Below are 13,695 nucleotides of genomic sequence, written 5' to 3'. Positions count from 1 at the left end.
GTACGGCACAACCCGAAGGAAGAGGAACATGACAGAGACGAACGAGCTGGTCGACCGGCTGGAGGCGCTTGAGGCGCGCGTGCGGACGCTCGACGCCGAGGCCGCGATCACCAAGACGCTGTACCGGCTGGCGATCACGCTGGACTACGGCGACCACGAGGCGTGGATCGACTGCTTCGCGCCCGACGCCGTCTTCGAGATGGTCGAGGTCAGCGAGACCGACCGCGTCGTGCGGGTCCGGCATGACGGCCGCGACGCCCTGGCGGCGTTCATCCCGGGCCACTCGCACGCGCCCCAGCACTTCCACAAGCACCTGGTGGGCGATCCGCTCATCGAGATCACCGGCGACGGCGGGGACACCGCCACCAGCACCTCCTACCTCACCCGCCTCGACAAGGGCGAGGCAGGGCCGTACCTGTGGTCCTTCGGCCGCTACCTCGACACGTTCGTCAGGGGCGACGACGGCAGGTGGCGGGTCGCCAGGCGCACCATCGAGGTCGAGTCGCGCGCGGTCCCGGTGAAGGCGAGCGACATCGGCGCCCGCTGACCCACGGCGACGCGAAGGCCGCCCTCCCGGACCGGGAGGGCGGCCTTCGCCGTTCAGGCGCGCTCAGGCGGTGGGGGTGAAGTGGCAGGCGGCCGTACGGCGCGGCACGTCGGTGGCCCGCAGCGCGGGACGCTCGCTCGCGCACCGCGCCCGAGCGGCCTCGTCCAGCTCGCGGTGGAGCGGGCAGCGGGTCCGGAACCGGCAGCCGCTCGGCGGGTTCGCCGCGGCGGGGATCTCGCCGGTGAGCGTGATGCGCTCACGGGCGTGCTCGGCGCGCGGGTCCGGGACCGGAACGGCGGACACCAGCGCCCGCGTGTACGGGTGCGCGGGCCGCGAGAGCACGTCGTCGACCGGCCCCACCTCGAGAAGGCCGCCGAGGTACATCACGGCGACCCGGTCGGCGATGTGCCGCACCACGCCGAGATCGTGCGTGACGAAGACGTAGGCGACCCCGAGCCGGCACTGCAGGTCGCGCAGCAGGGCCAGGACGTCGGCCTGCACGGAGACGTCGAGCGCGGAGACCGGCTCGTCGAGGATCAGGACCCTGGGCTCGACCGCCAGGGCCCGCGCGATCGCCACCCGCTGGCGCTGCCCGCCGGACAGCTCGCCGGGGAACCGGTCGGCCGCGGTGTCCGGCAGGCCGACGAGGCCGAGCAGCTCGCCCACGCGGCCCGGGCGGCGTCCGCCATGGATGGTGAGAGGCTCGGCGATCAGCGCGCCCACGGTCAGCTTGGGGTTGAGCGAGGCGGTCGAGTCCTGCAGCACCATCTGCAGCGTGCCGCGGTGCGGGCGGAGCCTGCGCTGCGACAGGCCGGTGATGTCCGCGCCGCCGACGGTGATCGTGCCGGAGGTGGGCTCCTCCAGCCTGGCCAGGGTGCGGTTCAGCGTGGTCTTGCCGCTGCCCGACTCGCCGACCACGGCGAGCGTCTCGCCCGGCCCGACCTCCAGGGAGATGTCGCAGACGGCGTGCACGAGCCCGCGCCCGCGGACGGGGAAGTGCTTGACGAGCCGGTCCACCTTCAGCACCGGCTCGGTCCCGGCCGGGACCTCCGCCCTCGCCCCCTCGGGCGCGGTGCTCGGGAACAGGTCCAGGGGCGTGCGGCCGCGCAGCTCACCGGCCCGCAGGCAGGCGACGGAGCGGCCGTCCCCGGCGTCGCCGAGGACCGGCGTCGTGACCCGGCACTCGTCCAGCACCGCCGGGCAGCGTTCGGCGAAGGCGCAGCCCGTCGCGGGGAAACGTCCCGAGGCGGCCGGCATGCGCACCAGCGGAGCGTCCCCCGGGGTGTCCACGCGGGGGATCGCGCCGAGCAGGCCCATGGTGTACGGCATGCGCGGCCGCGCGAAGACCGTCTCGGTGGGGCCGGACTCGACACAGCGTCCGGCGTACATCACCTGGACGCGGTCGGCGTGCCTGGCCACGATGCCCATGTCATGCGTGATCAGCAGCAGGCTCGCCTCCGACAGGCTCCGCGCCCTCTCCAGGGCCTCGAGCACCTGGGCCTGCACGGTGACGTCGAGCGCGCTGGTCGGCTCGTCGGCGATGATCAGCGAGGGGCGGTTGGCCAGCGCCATCGCGATGACCACCCGCTGCCGCATGCCGCCGGAGATCTGGTGCGGGTAGGCGTCGAACCGCGCCGCGGGGTCGTCGATCCCGACGGCGTCGATTAGGTCGAGCGCCTCGCCGCGCGCGGCGGCGGCCGACAGGTCCCCGCGGTGCGCGCGGAGCCCCTCAACGATCTGCTCTCCCACGGTGTAGACGGGGTTGAGCGAGCCGAACGGGTTCTGCGGGACGTACGCGATGCGCGTGCCGCGCACCTTCCGCCAGTCCCGCTCGCCGCGCCCGAGAAGCTCCTCGCCCTCGAAGACGGCGCTTCCGGTGACCGTGGCGTGCTCGGGCAGCAGGCCCAGGACGGCCAGGGCGGAGGTCGACTTGCCCGATCCGGACTCGCCCACGATGGCGAGGGTCTCCCCGGGACGGACGTCGAAGCTCAGGTCGCGCACGGCCTGCACGCCGTGCCCGGCCGGGCCGAAGGAGACGCCGAGGTTCCGCACCGTCAGCAGCGGTGTCGGCAGAGGGTCAGTCATAGCGCACTCTCGGGTCGAGGTATCGGTGGATGAGGTCGGCCGCCAGGTTCAGCACGGTGATCAGTACGGCGGACAGCAGGAGGAAGGCCAGGACGGTGTTGGTGTCCTGTTTCTGCACGCCCTGGACCAGCATGGTGCCCAGGCCGCGCCAGCCGAAGATCGACTCGATCACGACGAGTCCTCCGACGACCCACGGCAGCCGCAGCGCGATCATCGTGACGACCGGCGTCAGGGCGGTGCGCAGGCCGTGTCTCACCAGCACCCGCGTGTTCGTCAGCCCCTTGGCCCTGGCCATCTTGACGTAGTCGCTGTCGATGACCTCCAGCATCGCCGTGCGCTGGTACAGCGCCCACACGGGGAACATACCGAGCACCAGGACGGCGGTCGGCAGGACCAGGTGCCCGGCGTAGTCGCCGAGCCGTTCGCCCAGCCCGGCGCTCGCGATGCCCGGTGTCGAGTCGCCGACGGTCGCGAGGAGGTCGGTGCCGGTCCGCTGGTTGAACCAGATCGCCAGCTGTTTCATCACGACCGCGACCCAGAACTCCGGCGCGGTGAGCATCAGGATGGTGAAGGCGGTCAGCAGCCGGTCGGCGGGGCGGCCGCGCCGCACCGCGCCGTAGAAGCCGACGGCCACGGCCGCCAGGATCGCCAGGACGACGGCGATCGCGATCAGCCGGAGCGAGACGAGGCTCCGGTCCAGCAGCTCCTGGCCGACCGGTACTCCCCGGTCGTTGAGGCCGAAGTCGCCCCGGACGGCGTGGCTGATCCACTCCCAGTAGCGCACCGCGATCGGCCGGTCGAGGCCGAGCTCGGCCGCCTTGGCGTCGAGCGTCGACTGCGGGACGTTGGGCTGCCGGTAACGGTCCAGCGGGTCTCCGGCCAGGCTGACGGCGAAGAATATGACCATCGTCGAGACGACGATCAGGGGGATCGCCTGCAGCAGGCGCAGGAGGACGACTCTTCTCATCGATGGTCCGATCCGGAGCCGCGGTTGAAGGCCGCCTGGAGCCCCTCGCCGACGAAGTGGACGAGCAGCACGATGGCGATGATCGTGGCGCCGGGAAGGTAGAAGAGCCACCACGAGGTCGTGGCGAAGCCGAGCCCCTGGCCGACCAGGAGCCCCAGCGAGGTGTCGGGTGGCTGCACGCCGAGGCCGAGGAACGACAGCGTCGACTCCAGCCCGATCGCCGCGGCCACGTACGTCGTGGTGACCACGGCGATCGGGCCGACCAGGTGGGGGAGCAGGTGCCTGGTGAAGACGCGGGCCGTGCCGGCGCCGATCAGGCGTGCCGACTCGACGAAGTCGGCCTCCTTCAGGCTCAGCACGCTCGCGCGGATGACCCGCGCGGTGGGGGTCCAGAACAGCAGCGAGATCGCGAGCGAGACCACGAGCCATCCGTCCTCGGTCCCGCCGACCCGTACCGCCACCAGGCCGAGCACCGCCAGCAGCGGCATCATCAGGACCAGGTCGACGAACCGCATCAGCAGGTTGTCGACGATCCCGCCGAAGTATCCGGCCAGCATGCCGACCACGGTGCCCAGCAGCGTGGACAGCACCGCGACGATGAGGGCGACGGTCAGGGACCGCTGCGTGCCGCGCATCACCAGCGCCAGCATGTCGTGCCCGACCGGGTCCGTGCCGAACGGATGGGCCCGGGACGGTCCCTGTAGCACGTCCTGGGTGATCTCGGCGTGGCCGTACCTCCACAGCAGCGGGCCGGCCACGGCGGCCAGCACCATCAGCACCAGCAGGGTCAGGGAGACGGCCGAGAGCCGGTTGCGCACAAACCGTCCGGCCACGACCCATCCGCCGGCCGTCCGGGATCCGTCGGCCGGCGGGGGCGCCGGGATCGCGGATCCCGCCGGACTCTCCGCCGTGGTCTCCGCCGTGGTCTCCGTCACGGCCGGTCCTCCTCTCGGGTTCGGTTGCCTCACGCCGGCCTCAGCCGGCGACGTTCCACTGGGCGGCGTCGAGCAGCTGGTACTCCCTCGGGAGCTGGGCCCGGACCCCGGTGATGCCCGAGGAGCGGGTCACGACCTGCGGGGCCTCCCACATCGGGATGTTGGCCACGTCCGCCCAGAGCCGCTTTTCGATCGTGTTCATCAGCTCGGCCCGCGCCTTGGGGTCCAGCTCGGCGTAGGCGGCGTTGTAGTCCCTGTCCACCTCCTCGTCGCAGTACTTGACGAAGTTGTAGCCGCCCTTGCAGGTGTACAGCGCGCTGTACCACGAGACCGGGAACGGGTGAGCCGGGTAGTTGCCCAGGCCGAGGTCGTAGTCGCCCGAGCCGAGCACCTTGAACCAGTCGGCGCTGGCCGGAGTCTTGATCTTGATGGCGATGCCGATCTTCTTCAGCTCGTCCTGGAGGATCACGCCGACCTGCTTGGCGAGCTGGTCCTCGGCACGGGCGATGTAGGTCAGCTCCAGCTTCCTGCCGTCCCTGGCGTACACGCCGTCGGAGCCCTTGGCGTATCCGGCCTTCTCCAGGATCGACGTCGCCGCTGCCGCGTCGCCGCTGCCGAAGCCGGCGGGGCGGTTGTCGACGTAGTACGGCGAGCTCGGCGCGTAGACGTGGTGGGTGGTCAGCAGCTTCGTGACGTCGCCGCCGAAGACCGTCGAGGCGACCTTTCCGGGGTCGACCACGGTGGCGATCGCCTGGCGCACGGCGAGGTCGTCCGCGCCGGGGCGGGAGAACTGCGTGTTGATGTACTGCTGGTTCGTGGTGGGCACGATGTCGGTGGTGACGTTCGGCAACGCCCTGATCTGGTCGATCAGGGCGCGCGAGGCCGCCAGGTTGAAGGCGTAACCGGCCTCACCGCTGGCCAGCGCCTGCACGACGGCCTGGTCGTCGCCGAAGAAACGGACCGTCATCTCCTCGACCTTGGGCTTGGCGCCGTACCAGGCGGGGTTGGCGGTGAGCCGCAGATACTCGTCGGGCCTGTTCTCGGCGATTCGGTAGGGGCCGCCCGACGGGGGCGGGGCCGAGGCCAGCCCGGTGTTCCAGGCCTTGGTGTCGTCGCCGAGCGAGGCCATGTGATGCGCGGGCAGCAGCATGGAGAACAGCGACTGCCAGTCGGCGAACGGCGAGTCGAACACGACCTTGACGGTCTTGGGGTCGCCGTCGGCGGCGACGGAGGAGATCTGCTTGTAGCCGATCGCCGACGAGACCAGCAGGCCGGGGTCGCTGCCGTTGAGGTGCTTCCACAGGAAGACGAAGTCGTCGGCGGTGATCGGGGTGCCGTCCGACCAGGCCGCCTTCTGGCTGATCTTGTAGGTGACCGTCTGCGGCTTCTCGCTCGTCACGGTCGCGCTCTCCAGCAGGTCCGTGTTCAGGGCCGCGGTCTGGTCCGGCTGCGCGTCGAAGGCCGACGGGTAGATCGCGTGGGCCAGCCCCAGGCCGATGGTGTTGCCCTGGTCGGGCACGTAGGGGTTGAAGCCGTTCCAGGACTGGACGGTGGCGACGGTGAGCTTCGCTCCGCCGCCTGCTCGGGCCCCGGGCGCCGGGGTGTCCGAGCCGCAGGCGGTCAGCGTACACATGGCCGCGGCCGCCAGGACCGCCAGCACACCGCGTGCACTCGTCATCTCGATGTTCCCTTCAAAAGTCGGACGGTGCGGTCTGGGCCCCCATCGCAACCGATTGCAGCATCTTGGGTCCGGCAAATGCCGAGAGTCAATACTTTCTGCGGATATCTGATGGGTAAGGCTGTTAACAAACGGTTGCGCATCATCTGGGAGGGATGCCAGAGTCATTGCTGGATGTGGCCCGGCTCCGGCGGGCGGCGGAGGGGCCTGCCGGGCCGGTGACGATCACCTGAGGAGGAACAGAGCATGTTCGTTGGCAGCGTCGAGACCGTCGGGCCGATCACCGTCGAGCGTGATCGCGAGGTCGTCATGCGCGACGGCGTCGTACTGCGCGCCGACGTCTACCGGCCCGGGAACGCGGCGGACCTTCCGGTGCTGGTGCAGCGCACGCCGTACGACAAGTCCGTCTACACCGAGCTCGGCGTGTACTACGCGAACGCCGGCTACATCTTCGTCATGCAGGACGTGCGTGGCCAGTTCGCCTCCGGGGGCGTGTGGGAGCCCTTCGTGAACGAGGCCGACGACGGGTTCGACACCGTCGCCTGGGCGGCGGCGCTCCCGGGCTCGGACGGGCGGGTCGGCCTCGTCGGCACGTCGTACCAGGGGTACTCCGCGTGGCGGGCCGCCCTCCTGCGGCCCCCCGCGCTGGCGGCCATGGCCTGCGCGGTGACCCCCGTGGACCCGTACGACTGGTTCTTCCCCGGCGGCGCGTTCTCACTGGCCTTCGCCGTCACGTGGCTCACCCGGAACGTCGCCAGCAGCGCCGTGGCGAAGCTCCCCGACGGCGCGGAGCTGTCGGAGGCGATGACGAGGGCCTACGACGCCCTCGGCGAGCGGTGGTACCGCCACCTGCCGCTCAACGAGTTCCCGCCGCTCCTGCCCGACCGGGCCGACGTGGCGCCGTACTTCTTCGAGTGGATCAACGAACACCCGATTCGCGACGACTACTGGCGGGACCTGTCGCTGCGCGGGCGGCTGCCGGAGGTCCAGGTGCCGGTGCTCACCATGGCCGGCTGGTACGACGTGTTCGTGCCGGCCGGTGTGGAGACCTTCCGGGCGCTGCGCGGTGCGGGGGCGGGCGACGTCGCCGAGGGCAGCAGGCTCGTCATCGGCCCCTGGGCGCACAACGGCTGGTCGCGCGAGCTGGGCGAGGTGGACTTCGGCGCGGACGCGGCGCGCTCGTTCCCGGGCGCCGTGGTCGCGTGGATGGATCACCGGCTCAAGGGCGTGACGCCCGAGTCCGAGGAGACGCCGGTCCGCTACTTCAGCATGGGCGACCGGACCTGGCGCGCGGCGGAGACCTGGCCGCCGGAGGGCTTCGAGCCCACGCGGTTCCTCCTGCGCGCCGGAGGTGCCCTGGCGGAGAGCGGGCCGGGGGAGGACGGGCCGGGGGAGGAGCCGGACCACTTCGTCTACGACCCGTCGAACCCGGTGCCGAGCGTCGGCGGCCAGAGTTGCTGCTACACCCCGCAGTCCTCGTTCGGCCCCTACGACCAGCGGGCCGTCGAGTCCCGCCCCGACGTCCTCGTCTACGCCACGCCGCCCCTGACGGAACCTCTGGAGGTGGCCGGCGGCGTGCGGGTCGAACTGTTCGCCTCGTCCTCGGCGCCCGACACCGACTTCACGGCCAAACTCGTCGACATCGGCCCGGACTCCCGCGCGATCAACCTCTGCGAGGGCATCGTGCGTGCCCGTCACCGCGACGGCACCGGCACGGAGAGGTTCCTGGAGCCGGGCAGGGCCGAGCGCTTCGAGATCGAGCTCCAGCCGACGGCGAACGTCTTCGGCGTAGGTCACCGCGTCGGGGTGGAGATCTCCAGTAGCAACTTCCCCACCTACGACCGCAATCCGAACACCGGTGCCCCCTTCGGCCGGTCCGCCGCGCTCCGGACCGCCCGTCAGACGATCCTCCACGACGCGGGCCACCCGTCCGCGCTGATCCTGCACGTGCGCCGCTGAGCGGCGCAGGGGAGGGCGGGGAGGGGACGGGTCTGCCGTCCAGGTGGGGGCCCACCTGGACGGCGGGCGGATGTCCCGGTGGCCCGGCCGCTCAACGCGTGGCGGTGGGAGCCGCCGGGGTGTCCGCGGGGTGGGCCGTCTCCCTCCGCGAGGGCAGGGTGGCGGCGATCATCAGCGTCCCGGCGATCAGGACGAGGTTCTTGACGACGAACTCGCCCTCCATCGTGAGCAGGAGGGGGTTTCCGTTCTTGAACGCGACGCTGGGGTGGAGTGCCAGGACCAGGAACGTCCCGATCAGGTGAAGCAGCAGCGCGGGCAGGAACGGACGCATCCACCGGCCGCTGATCAGCGCCAGGGCGGCGGCGATCTCGAACACGCCGAGGGCGGGGACCACGAACGACGCCGGGAGCGGCACGAAGGCGAGGGTGTCGGCGACCAGATCGCTGACGGGACTGACGTCCGCCACCTTCAGCGCTCCGAACCAGAGGAACACCAAGCCCAGTGTCACTCGCATAATGACCGGAAAACGCTTGCGGAGAATGGCGGAGGCCTGGGACTTGACGGCAGTCAGGGAACCGGGTAGGCGAGATTGGTGGAAGTGTGTTCTGTTCGTCCGATACATGACTATCTCCGTTGGCTGGGGGGTTTGCCGGTTCTAATATAGCTTGCACCTTTCTTGTGGTGATTACGGGAATTGGTGCCATGGTCATACCATTTGTCCTTGGCTTTGGGGTGCAGCCGCAATGGCTCCGCCGCGGGCTGCGATTCATGGAAAGGATGATGAGGTTCGTACGGCTCCGGCGGAGAATGTTCTCCGGCCGGACGGCGCGGAAATTCCGCCGGAGGACGGCTGACTGCCCGCTCCGATATCCGGCCGGCCGGCGCGGTGAATTCGATTCCCGTTCCCGGCGCGGGGAAAGCGGTTTCCGGCGGCGCCGGGTGTCGCCGGGTGTCGCCGGGTGTCAAGGCGAGTCCCGGGCCGGAAACCACGCCCGGCCTCTCCCCTCGCAGCGCTAGGCGGGGGAGGCCGTCCGGCGGGTGCGTGCGGCGGGGTGGGGGATGACGGCCACGGGCGCACGGGTGTGGTGGAGCAGGGAGTGCGTGGTCGATCCGAAGATCGCCCCCGGGCCGGGGGCGCCCACGACGATCAGTTCGGCGGTGGCCGAGAGGTCGGCGAGCGCCTTGGCCGGATGCTCGTGCACGACGTGCTCGCCGAAGGAGACGTCGGGGAACCTCTCCCGCCGGCCGGCGAGCGACTCGGCCAGCAGGCGCGCCTCCTCCCGGCCGACGCCTTCGACGTCGTAGACCAGGGGTTGCATGTCGCCGGGGCCTCTGAGCGCCGGGCGGGTCCAGGCGTGCACGGCCCGGAGCGGAAGTCGCCGCAGGGCCGCCTCCTCGAAGGCGAAGCGCAGGACGGGCTCCTGGTCGGGGTGCCCGGACACGCCGACGACGATCTCGGTGCCGGATCCGGCCCCCGACCGGCCCGCGACCACCACGGGGCAGGGAGGCCGGGCGGCGAGGTCACGGCTGACCGAGCCCAGCAGCAGCCCCGCGAACCCGCCGCGCCCCCGGCTGCCGACCACGACCAGCTGCGCGGTCTCGGCGACGGCGGCGATCGCCTCGGCGGGGGCGCCGTCGACGATCTCGGCGGTGACCCGCACCGCGGAGGCGACGGCGTGCGCCCGCTCGGTGGCCTGGCGGAGCAGTTGCCGGCAGGCGGCCTCCGCCGCCGGTCCCCAGTGCGCGGGCTGGGGGACGAGCGGCACGTCATAGGCCCAGCGAAGGGCGGCGTGCACCAGGTGGAGCGGCGCGTTCCGCAGCGCGGCCTCCTTCGCCGCCCAGGCCACCGCCTCCAATGAGGACGCCGAGCCGTCGACGCCGACGACGACGGGTTCTGTCATGGTCATCACCTGGGATCCGTCCGTGTCACGCCGGCGCTCCGATCGCCGCAGCGCGAGACCGGTATCGCCTCCCATGCCCGTGAGCACGGGCGATCTCCTTTCATCCTTCCCAGAACCGCGCCCGCCCAGTAGGGGCGAAGGTCCCGCGCGGTGAGATCCGGCGCCCCGCCCCTCCTCACCCGCCGGGGCGGCGTCTCCACCGGTGGGCGGGCGACGCCGCGCCCGTGCGTCGCGGAGTGTTCCCGGCCGGGCTCCGTCCGGCATGCTCCCGCCGCAATCTAGGTTGTATTCCTAACTAGCTTGCTCTACGGTCTAGGTAGCTGAGCACCCATGGAGGTTTCCCGTGTCGTTCACTCCCCTGACGCTCGTCCTGTCGGGCGCCCTGGTCGTCTACCTGGCCGTCGTCAGCCCCCTGCTCGGCAGGCGCGCGTACGACAGGCTGGCCCGCACCCGTGACCGGGACCCCACGGCCTACCGCCGGATGTTCACGCTCTGGAGCGCCGAGCTGTGGGCGCTGGCCGCCGTGGCGCTGCTCATCGTCGCCGTGGAGCCACGCCTCGACGCCGCGGCCGTCGGCCTGGTGATCAACGAGTCACCGGACACCGTGCTCGGCATGATCGTCGGCTTCCTGGTCGCCGCCGCGGCCGGTGTGCTCGTCCTCCGGCGCCTGGCCGCCAAGGGCAGGGCCGTCCCAGGCCAGGAGGCCTACAGTCACCTGCTGCCGCGCACCGCGGCCGAGCGCTGGTACGCCGCGGGCCTGTCGGTGACCGCCGGTGTCACCGAGGAGATCGTCTACCGGGGCCTGCTCATCGCGGCCGGCACGGGCGCGCTCGGCCTGAGCAAGGAGGTCGCGGCCCTCGGCGCGCTGGCGGTGTTCGTCGCCGGCCACCTCTACCAGGGTGGGCGCGGCATGCTCATGGTCACCCTGGCCGGCCTCGGGCTGACCGTGCTCTACCTGAGAACCGGCAGCCTGCTCCTGCCGATCCTGCTGCACGCGCTGATCGACCTCCGCGGCCTGCTTCTCTCCCCGCAGCCGCGACGCGAGCCGGTCGGGAACGCGGCCTAGATAGGATCGCTACCATGACGAGCGACCGACGCGCGAGCTGGCTCAAGGGCGTGCTCGACCTGCTGGTCCTCGCCAGCCTGACGGCCGGCGAGAACTACGGTTACGAGATCGCCAAGGACCTCGCCGAGTCGGGCCTCGGTCAGATCAAGGGCGGCACGCTCTACCCGGTGCTCAACCGGCTGGAGGAGGCGGGGCTGGTCACCGCCGAGTTCCGGGTGGCCGAGCGCGGGCCCGGCCGCCGCTACTACCGGCTCACCGACCGGGGCAGGCAGACGCTCGCCGAGCAGGGCGGACTCTGGCTGAGCTTCGACGAGTCGGTGCGCACCGTGCTGGCCGGAGGAGGCGCCGCGGCGCCCCGGCCGGGGAACACGCCCGAGGGGAGTCATCGATGAGCGGCCGTGCCGACGAGAGGGCCGACGGCTACTTCGGCGAGCTCGCCGCGGCCCTGGCCGAGGCGGGCATGCCCGCCGACCGGGTCGGGGCCACGCTCGACGACCTCGCGGGATATCTCGTCGAAAGCGGCGGCGACCCCGAGGAGGAGTTCGGCCCGGTGGCCGAACTGGCCCGGGAACTGGCGGTTCCCCCGGCCCCGCCCGCCGCGGGCGCCCGCACCTGGTCCTGGACCGCCGACCTGTTCCACGACGTCAAGATGCTCAACGAGTACGGCGCCCAGGGCTGGGAGGTCGACAGGGTCGACAGGAAGGGCCTGTTCGTCAGCGCACGCGACCCCGAGCATCCCCAGCAGTGGGAGTACAGGAGGGAGCCGATCACGCCCGGCCGCCGCCAGAGTGTGCTCGACCTGCTCGCCCCCGACGGCTGGGAGCCGTGCGGCACCTGGGTGTGCTTCGAGTACTTCAAGCGGCCCAGAGCCGCCAGCATGGGGCCCGCCGCGGAGCTGACCGCCCCGCCGCGGCCGCCGGGGCGCGCCGTCTTCCTCAGCCCGAAGTTCTACGCCCTGATCGCCGTCGTGCTGGTGCTGACGGTGGTGGCCCTGCTGCTGACGCTGCGGGCCGGTACGGCGGAGCCCGGCGGCTGGGATGGTGGCCTCGACACCCTCCTGGGGCTGCTCACCGGAGCGGCCGTGGGCGCGCTGGGTGCGACGGTCACGCTGTGGCTGATCGCGCGGGGCCGCGGCGGGAGGCGCTGAGCGCCGGGCCTCCCGGCGCGGGACCCGCCGATTTCGAGAGGTCTCCCTCACCTGGCGCGACTGCCAGTTCTTCCCGCCCGCGGGTGCGAATCTTGTATCCCCGAGGTGGGAGCGCTACGTGTTTACTCTGTTACATGCTGTGACGGCGGTTCTTTGAGAGCCCTCTGGGAAGCTCGAGACGAGGAGAGACCAGCATGATTTCGACGACACACGGCACGCGGATCGCAACGGCCGCGGCCGCCATCGGATTCGCCCTTCTGGCCTGCGCCGTTCCCGCCTCGGCGGCTCCGCGCGCGGCCTCGCAGGGGGCGCCCGCGAGCAGCGCGGCCGGTGACATCTGCCTGTGGAGCGGCCGGGACTTCACCGGCGCCTCGTGGTGCTGGAACCCGGGCAACGGCTACGTGGACGTGCCGCCGGCCCTGCACGACAACGTGGGATCCTTCAAGGCCCAGGCCAACGGCTGCTTCATCAACTGGATCCACGTCCCCGACCGCAAGGAGACGCGCGTCGTCCGCAGCGGTGACTACCGCAGGGTGTACGACAACGACTTCGGCGGCAAGATCGACGCCGTGGCGCCCTCCTGCTGACTTCGCGCGCCTTCGGCGTCCGGCCCCTCCCCGGCGTGAGCGCCGGAGGCGGGGGAGGGGCCCGCGGTTTCCGGAAGGACCGCGGGCCCTTCGCCGTGACCCGCATCCCGTCAAGGAGCCCGCATCCCGTCAGGGGCCCGTGCTCTGTCAGGGAATCCGCCCCGTCAAGGCGCCGCGGCCTCCGCGGTGTGAAGCCGGAAGGTGATCTCCGGCGGCAGCAGCAGGGAGTTGTACACCGCACTGTGCTCGACGGCCGAGACGAGAGAGTCCCGGAGTCCCGCCGGGACACCGGGGGCCTCGACGACCAGCTCGATCCGGCTGACACGAGCCGGACGCAGTCCCAGGTCGTAGTGGACGGTGACCGTGACACCGGCGGGCAGCTGGCAGCGGTGCAGGTAACGCTCGGCGCGATGGGCGGCGCAGGCGGCGAGACTTCCGACGAACAGCTCGACCGAGTCGGGGCCGGTGTCGCCCCCGCCGAAGTCCCTGAGCTGGTCGACGCGGATGATGTGGTGGCGCGCGTGGATGTCGAAGCGGTCGCCGCCGTGCCAGACGACCTTCACGGTGCCGTTGTGGTTGTGCTCCATGGGTGGCCCCCCGGGTGTGTTCGGAGCTCGGGCGCCCGGATGCGAGACGGCTCGCGGGGACGTCCCCCCGTCTTTCGGCGCGGCGGCCGCGGCCCCTCCTCGCCGTCCTCCCTTCTCCCCACCCTGCATCCGCCCGTGCCGGTACGCCAGGGTCCTAAGCCCCTGACCCTCTTGACCAGGGGGTTCCGGCCGTTTCCGGGCGGCGGCCGCGGTGCCCCCGCCTGCCGGAGAGTGCC

The 13,695-nt window shown here is 71.7% G+C and carries 13 protein-coding genes; 6 read left to right on the top strand and 7 right to left on the bottom strand.

All coding sequences use genetic code 11. The features are described from left to right. Positions 1-28: 28 nt before the first annotated feature. On the top strand, positions 29-547 hold the full coding sequence (locus tag AB0N02_RS13385; protein WP_363945576.1) for a nuclear transport factor 2 family protein: 519 nt from the start codon (positions 29-31) through the stop codon (positions 545-547). A 63-nt stretch (positions 548-610) separates the two neighbouring features. On the opposite strand, the gene AB0N02_RS13380 is transcribed toward AB0N02_RS13385, so the two are convergent. The 4 genes from AB0N02_RS13380 to AB0N02_RS13365 are packed head-to-tail and all read right to left on the bottom strand — an operon-like array spanning position 611 to position 6,212. Next, a complete protein-coding gene (locus AB0N02_RS13380; RefSeq protein ID WP_363945575.1) occupies positions 611-2,632 on the bottom strand; it encodes an ABC transporter ATP-binding protein in 2,022 nt (673 codons plus the stop codon). After that, positions 2,625-3,599, bottom strand: coding sequence for an ABC transporter permease (locus AB0N02_RS13375; protein ID WP_363945573.1), 975 nt, complete (start codon positions 3,597-3,599; stop codon positions 2,625-2,627). Before AB0N02_RS13375 ends, AB0N02_RS13380 begins: the two co-directional genes overlap by 8 nt. Continuing rightward, positions 3,596-4,534, bottom strand: coding sequence for an ABC transporter permease (locus tag AB0N02_RS13370; RefSeq protein WP_363945571.1), 939 nt, complete (start codon positions 4,532-4,534; stop codon positions 3,596-3,598). Before AB0N02_RS13370 ends, AB0N02_RS13375 begins: the two co-directional genes overlap by 4 nt. 40 nt (positions 4,535-4,574) lie before the next feature. Continuing rightward, positions 4,575-6,212: an ABC transporter family substrate-binding protein gene (locus tag AB0N02_RS13365; RefSeq protein ID WP_363945570.1), complete on the bottom strand. Its 1,638-nt coding sequence runs from the start codon at positions 6,210-6,212 to the stop codon at positions 4,575-4,577. Between the two features lie 246 nt (positions 6,213-6,458). On the opposite strand from AB0N02_RS13365, the gene AB0N02_RS13360 reads away from it, so the two are divergent. Beyond that, positions 6,459-8,171 (top strand): CocE/NonD family hydrolase, encoded by a 1,713-nt coding sequence (locus AB0N02_RS13360; RefSeq protein ID WP_363945569.1) that lies wholly within the window; start codon positions 6,459-6,461, stop codon positions 8,169-8,171. A gap of 91 nt (positions 8,172-8,262) precedes the next feature. On the opposite strand, the gene AB0N02_RS13355 is transcribed toward AB0N02_RS13360, so the two are convergent. Together AB0N02_RS13355 and AB0N02_RS13350 are read right to left on the bottom strand one after the other, a co-directional pair. Next, the gene (locus AB0N02_RS13355; protein WP_363945567.1) at positions 8,263-8,685 is read right to left on the bottom strand and encodes a DoxX family membrane protein; all 423 of its coding nucleotides are present in this window, start codon (positions 8,683-8,685) and stop codon (positions 8,263-8,265) included. Between the two features lie 499 nt (positions 8,686-9,184). After that, positions 9,185-10,072: a universal stress protein gene (locus AB0N02_RS13350; protein ID WP_363945565.1), complete on the bottom strand. Its 888-nt coding sequence runs from the start codon at positions 10,070-10,072 to the stop codon at positions 9,185-9,187. Positions 10,073-10,415: 343 nt separating this feature from the next. Here AB0N02_RS13350 and AB0N02_RS13345 point away from each other — a divergent pair, with 343 nt between their 5' ends. The 4 genes from AB0N02_RS13345 (at position 10,416) to AB0N02_RS13330 (ending at position 12,872) form a co-directional block, all read left to right on the top strand. After that, the gene (locus tag AB0N02_RS13345) at positions 10,416-11,138 is read left to right on the top strand and encodes a CPBP family intramembrane glutamic endopeptidase (RefSeq protein ID WP_363945564.1); all 723 of its coding nucleotides are present in this window, start codon (positions 10,416-10,418) and stop codon (positions 11,136-11,138) included. 14 nt (positions 11,139-11,152) lie between these two features. After that, positions 11,153-11,530, top strand: coding sequence for a PadR family transcriptional regulator (locus AB0N02_RS13340; RefSeq protein ID WP_363945562.1), 378 nt, complete (start codon positions 11,153-11,155; stop codon positions 11,528-11,530). Further along, positions 11,527-12,285 (top strand): hypothetical protein, encoded by a 759-nt coding sequence (locus tag AB0N02_RS13335; RefSeq protein ID WP_363945561.1) that lies wholly within the window; start codon positions 11,527-11,529, stop codon positions 12,283-12,285. Before AB0N02_RS13340 ends, AB0N02_RS13335 begins: the two co-directional genes overlap by 4 nt. Before the next feature lie 194 nt (positions 12,286-12,479). Continuing rightward, positions 12,480-12,872 (top strand): peptidase inhibitor family I36 protein, encoded by a 393-nt coding sequence (locus tag AB0N02_RS13330; RefSeq protein ID WP_363945559.1) that lies wholly within the window; start codon positions 12,480-12,482, stop codon positions 12,870-12,872. 164 nt (positions 12,873-13,036) lie between these two features. Here the strand turns inward: AB0N02_RS13330 and AB0N02_RS13325 are convergent, their stop codons facing one another. After that, the gene (locus tag AB0N02_RS13325; protein WP_363945557.1) at positions 13,037-13,459 is read right to left on the bottom strand and encodes an OsmC family protein; all 423 of its coding nucleotides are present in this window, start codon (positions 13,457-13,459) and stop codon (positions 13,037-13,039) included. Positions 13,460-13,695 lie beyond the last annotated feature (236 nt).

Source organism: Streptosporangium sp. NPDC051022 (assembly GCF_040683035.1).
In the GTDB taxonomy this organism is placed as follows: domain Bacteria; phylum Actinomycetota; class Actinomycetes; order Streptosporangiales; family Streptosporangiaceae; genus Streptosporangium.
The sequence above is the reverse complement of the archived record's forward strand: the minus strand, read 5'-3'. Positions and strand labels throughout refer to the sequence as shown.

Bases quoted from the DNA above. Each gene is read 5' to 3' on its own strand.
- AB0N02_RS13330 (WP_363945559.1), top strand. From the start codon at position 12,480: ATGATTTCGACGACACACGGCACGCGGATCGCAACGGCCGCGGCCGCC.
- AB0N02_RS13325 (WP_363945557.1), bottom strand. From the start codon at position 13,459: ATGGAGCACAACCACAACGGCACCGTGAAGGTCGTCTGGCACGGCGGC.
- AB0N02_RS13360 (WP_363945569.1), top strand. From the start codon at position 6,459: ATGTTCGTTGGCAGCGTCGAGACCGTCGGGCCGATCACCGTCGAGCGT.
- AB0N02_RS13380 (WP_363945575.1), bottom strand. From the start codon at position 2,632: ATGACTGACCCTCTGCCGACACCGCTGCTGACGGTGCGGAACCTCGGC.
- AB0N02_RS13365 (WP_363945570.1), bottom strand. From the start codon at position 6,212: ATGACGAGTGCACGCGGTGTGCTGGCGGTCCTGGCGGCCGCGGCCATG.
- AB0N02_RS13375 (WP_363945573.1), bottom strand. From the start codon at position 3,599: ATGAGAAGAGTCGTCCTCCTGCGCCTGCTGCAGGCGATCCCCCTGATC.
- AB0N02_RS13385 (WP_363945576.1), top strand. From the start codon at position 29: ATGACAGAGACGAACGAGCTGGTCGACCGGCTGGAGGCGCTTGAGGCG.
- AB0N02_RS13340 (WP_363945562.1), top strand. From the start codon at position 11,153: ATGACGAGCGACCGACGCGCGAGCTGGCTCAAGGGCGTGCTCGACCTG.
- AB0N02_RS13355 (WP_363945567.1), bottom strand. From the start codon at position 8,685: ATGCGAGTGACACTGGGCTTGGTGTTCCTCTGGTTCGGAGCGCTGAAG.
- AB0N02_RS13335 (WP_363945561.1), top strand. From the start codon at position 11,527: ATGAGCGGCCGTGCCGACGAGAGGGCCGACGGCTACTTCGGCGAGCTC.
- AB0N02_RS13350 (WP_363945565.1), bottom strand. From the start codon at position 10,072: ATGACAGAACCCGTCGTCGTCGGCGTCGACGGCTCGGCGTCCTCATTG.